Origin of the sequence: Campylobacter concisus (genome assembly GCF_002914195.1) — a bacterium.
GTDB classification, from domain to species: domain Bacteria; phylum Campylobacterota; class Campylobacteria; order Campylobacterales; family Campylobacteraceae; genus Campylobacter_A; species Campylobacter_A concisus_M.
On record NZ_PPAU01000117.1, the window covers coordinates 1 to 3,807 of the forward strand.

At 35.1% G+C, this 3,807-nt stretch carries 2 protein-coding genes; both read right to left on the bottom strand.

Going from position 1 to position 3,807, the window contains the following annotated elements:
- Positions 1-181 precede the first annotated feature (181 nt).
- Positions 182-1,924 carry a hypothetical protein gene (locus tag CYP28_RS08345; RefSeq protein WP_103593837.1) on the bottom strand — a complete coding sequence of 581 codons (1,743 nt, stop codon included), beginning with the start codon at positions 1,922-1,924 and terminating at the stop codon, positions 182-184.
- A 12-nt stretch (positions 1,925-1,936) separates the two neighbouring features.
- Positions 1,937-3,807, bottom strand: a 1,871-nt coding sequence (locus CYP28_RS08350; protein WP_219811243.1) for a YfbR-like 5'-deoxynucleotidase, incomplete at its 5' end; no start/stop codon positions are given.

Below are 3,807 nucleotides of genomic sequence, written 5' to 3' on the forward strand. Positions count from 1 at the left end.
GCTCAAATGCTAAGCAAGTATGAGCTTATGACGCATGAGCTACAAAAACAACAATATGATGCCGAAAGAACGCTAAGATATAAATGCCTAAATATGGATTATGAGATAAATATATTAAACTCTAAAATTACTAATGTTGAGATGTTGTTAATAAAATTTAAAGCCGCGCAGTGATTTTCACTCACGGCTTTAAGTGCTGTGTGCTTTCTAAACTCTCGCGTAACAAACCTGATCCTATTACTTTTTCTACAAGCTCCTCATTGAAGTCCTTAAATTTAGGATCATTAGGCACTCCACGCTCAATATTAAAGCTTGCAAATTTCTTAAGTAATCCAGTTGTATTTTCATCTAGTGAGCTAGCGTGGTGCTTTAAAATTTGATTTGATATAACCTTAATGTCATCAAGGCTCTTGACAAGCTCTGGACGAGATAAATTAATTTTTTCTAGCAATAAATCTTTAAATATGTTTGAAATTTTAATCTCCATATCCTTGCTAAATTTATCTCCAGCTTCATCGTTGTCAAATCCAATAACAATTCTATTGTAACACTGCAAAGCTCTTTTCATATAGTTCTTCAGCGTATCATAAAACAATTCAGATGGATGTCCAAGAGTTCCTGCGATTGTTGTTTTCTCTCTATCATAATATCCAAGCTTAATTGCGCTTGTGCCGTCTAAAACTGGATTTTCAACAATTAGAAGGGTTTGATCCGTAGTTTCTAGCTTTGGGAAACTACCAACTAGGCTAATTCCTCTTTGCGAGCCTTTTCTCATTCTTTTTTCCATGTCAATAAAGCCTCGCTTAATTTGTCCGTCATCATCTTTATATTTAACGAGTAACATCCTTGACATAACACCATAGGCTTCATCGTTCTTTAAATCGCTTGGGATTTCCATTTTTGATAGCTTTTTAACTGTTGCTTCAAGTCTTGCATCATCTACTCTATACGTTGATTGGGTCTTATAGCTTCCTTTTTTGATATTCTCTCTTGTAATGTCAAAAAAGTCTTGTGTTAGCAAATTCATCTTTTGATCACCGATCATCTTTAGTTTGCCCCCCTCTATCGTATATGTTGGGCAAGAGATAGAGTATGCCCCTATGTTTTCATAGTGGTCGCTCTCTGGTCTTACGAGTTTTATGCGGCTTATACGATTGTTTTGGGGAGTATTAATATTATTAAAGCCGTCCAATAAGTCTTGTATATCACTTCGTATTTCAAGCCCCCTAGAAAACACATTGGCCTTGGCAAAAAAGTTACTCTCTCCCTCGTATCCTCTTTTCCAAATTTGATAGTTTTCGTCCCTTCTTACGCTTGCGCTTGGCAACGAATAGTCTTTACCAGCTGTTGAGCCAATGCTAAGCCCATATTTTTCCGCATTTTTTCTATCGGCCGCTATTGCTTCAAGCATTTTAATAATAGATCCGTAAGAGTAGTCCAAAAGCCTATCAGACATAAAAGAGATAATATCACCGCCCTTGTGTCCGTCCTTAAATTCTCTACGCTTTGCCTCTTTTTCTAGGCCTCTTATTTCAAGCTGTGGTGGCTCACTTGTATCCTTTACCATAAAGTATGTATAAAATTCGTAATTATCGCTCTTTTTAGGGTAATCTGTTCGTTTAATTGAGCATGTCACTACCTCGTCATTGCTACCCTTATATTGAGGATATGTCTTGCAGGATTTGCCCTTTACCTCTTCATAGCCTAATAGCTCTAATAACTCTATAAGGGATAAATTTTTTCTTATCTCGTCTTTTTTCTTTTCAAAAAAAGCTTTTTTATATTCATCTGAATTCGCTTTATCCAAAAAACTTTTCATTGCACTATAATATCTATATACGTCATCAGGCAAAGATATATCTAGTGTTTTTGCTATCTGCTTTGCATACTCTATCTGCTTGCTTGTTGGTGCATTAAATCGCATATCTTGCCTCCATCAGAATTTTATCTTGCTTGATTGTCCTTGCTCGATCTCTTGATCATCACCATAATCGTTTTCAACAATCTTATCCTTAAATAGGTGTTCTGCTTGCGCTATTATGGAGTTATTTCTATCCTCTTTGTCTAAAAATGCTAAATTTACTTCAGCAAATCTTGTTTCGTCAAAGGCTTTTATAAATTTCTCTGTTGGTATGGAAATTCCAAGCTCATTAACCACACTGCTCACTTCTTCTAAAATTTCATAAGGGTTTTTGCTAAGGTTCATATCTAGCTTTGCTTCAAGGTATGCTTTTGAACTTAAAATGTAGTCCTCTTTTTTGTCTAGCTTATTAAATTTGATAAACTCTCTTGTTTCAGGGTTGATCTCTTTGATATCTTTTCCATCAAGAAATTCTTTATAGCCATTAAGAATAATTATACCCATGCCTGCTTTGGCTTCCTCCGAGTTTAGTTTCATATTTTTACTAGCCACTTTTGTTATATAGTCGCCTATCATATTGCCAAGATTTTTTTGATTTTGCTCGGTAAAATGGAGCTGTATAAAAGTAGCACGTTCTTGTTTGTCTGCTAGTTTTACGATATTGTCATATTTGGTTTCTTTAAGGCCCAGTCTTTCATATAGCCCCTTTAGCATCTTATCCTCAAATTCTCTAATTTTTGGCATTTGATCTTTAAGTGGGGTTGGCAAATCACCCACTGCTATCGCTTCAACCATATCGTGCATAAGAGCCTTTAAAACGATCTCATTTTTTTGCTCATTTGTTATGCTAATGTCTTTAAGGTAATAATTTGTGATTTTTGCCACGTTAAGGCTATGCTGTAATGTGGAATACTCAACGCTGCCAAGAAAACCCCTAGAATTTAGTAAATTTGCGCACACTTTAGTGATAAAATCCTCTTTTGACAAATGGCTAGTGTCAAAGTCTTTAACGAGTTTTCCTAGCGTTAGAGAGGTAACATCTTTTGATTCTTTTATAAAGGCTTTAAAAACCCTCTCTTTTAAAATACTAAACATACTTTCCGCGCTATCTTTAATTTTTACGCCAATAGCATTAATATTATTTTGCAGCTGTGGCTGTTTTTCGTTTATTGCTATTAGTGCCTTTTGTGAGGCATCATAAGCAAATTTAGCCCCAGCTACGGTCGTGTTGATCATTAAATTAGCTACTCTAGTGGCAAATGTTTTTGTAAAATTCCCAAAAACCTTTAGCCCTTGTTTGAGTGGTTCTAAATCTCTTGGGATGTGTCTATCAAGTAGCGCAGCGGTTTTGTTTTTCATATCAGCCAAAAAGTCCTTTCTTATTCTTTTTTTGCCAAACATAGCAAAACTACTCTCTCTATTGTAGGCGTAATTATCCATTGCAATAGTGGTCTTTAAATCTGTGCCATATCTACTTGCCTTTGTGATCTGTTGCTTTTCTGGGTCATAGTCAATAACAAGCGTATTGTTTAAAAAACCTGCTGTTGTGGTAGAAACATAAAATTTAACAGTGCTATTGCTGTTGTGCCTTTGATACATATTTACAAATTTTTCGTTATCTTTTAGATCAACCATTTTGCCATTTATCTTGATCTTGGTCCCCTCAAAAACAACTGGCGTAACCAGTGGTGCTACATCCATTTCAACAAAAACGTCTTCTTTGATGCTTCTATTTTTAACAATTTCATCTGCAATGTAGTTGAGTTTATTTGCAATATCAACGCTATATGGATCACTTTTGCTAAAAAGCTTGGCGTGCTTTTTAAATTTATTAGCAATATTAGCAATAGTAAAAGTATTTTTTGTCGTATTTGCGATCTCGGCAATGTTTGCATATAAATTTCGTTGGTAATCTCTATCCAATGTTTGTTGATGATCTTCTATGC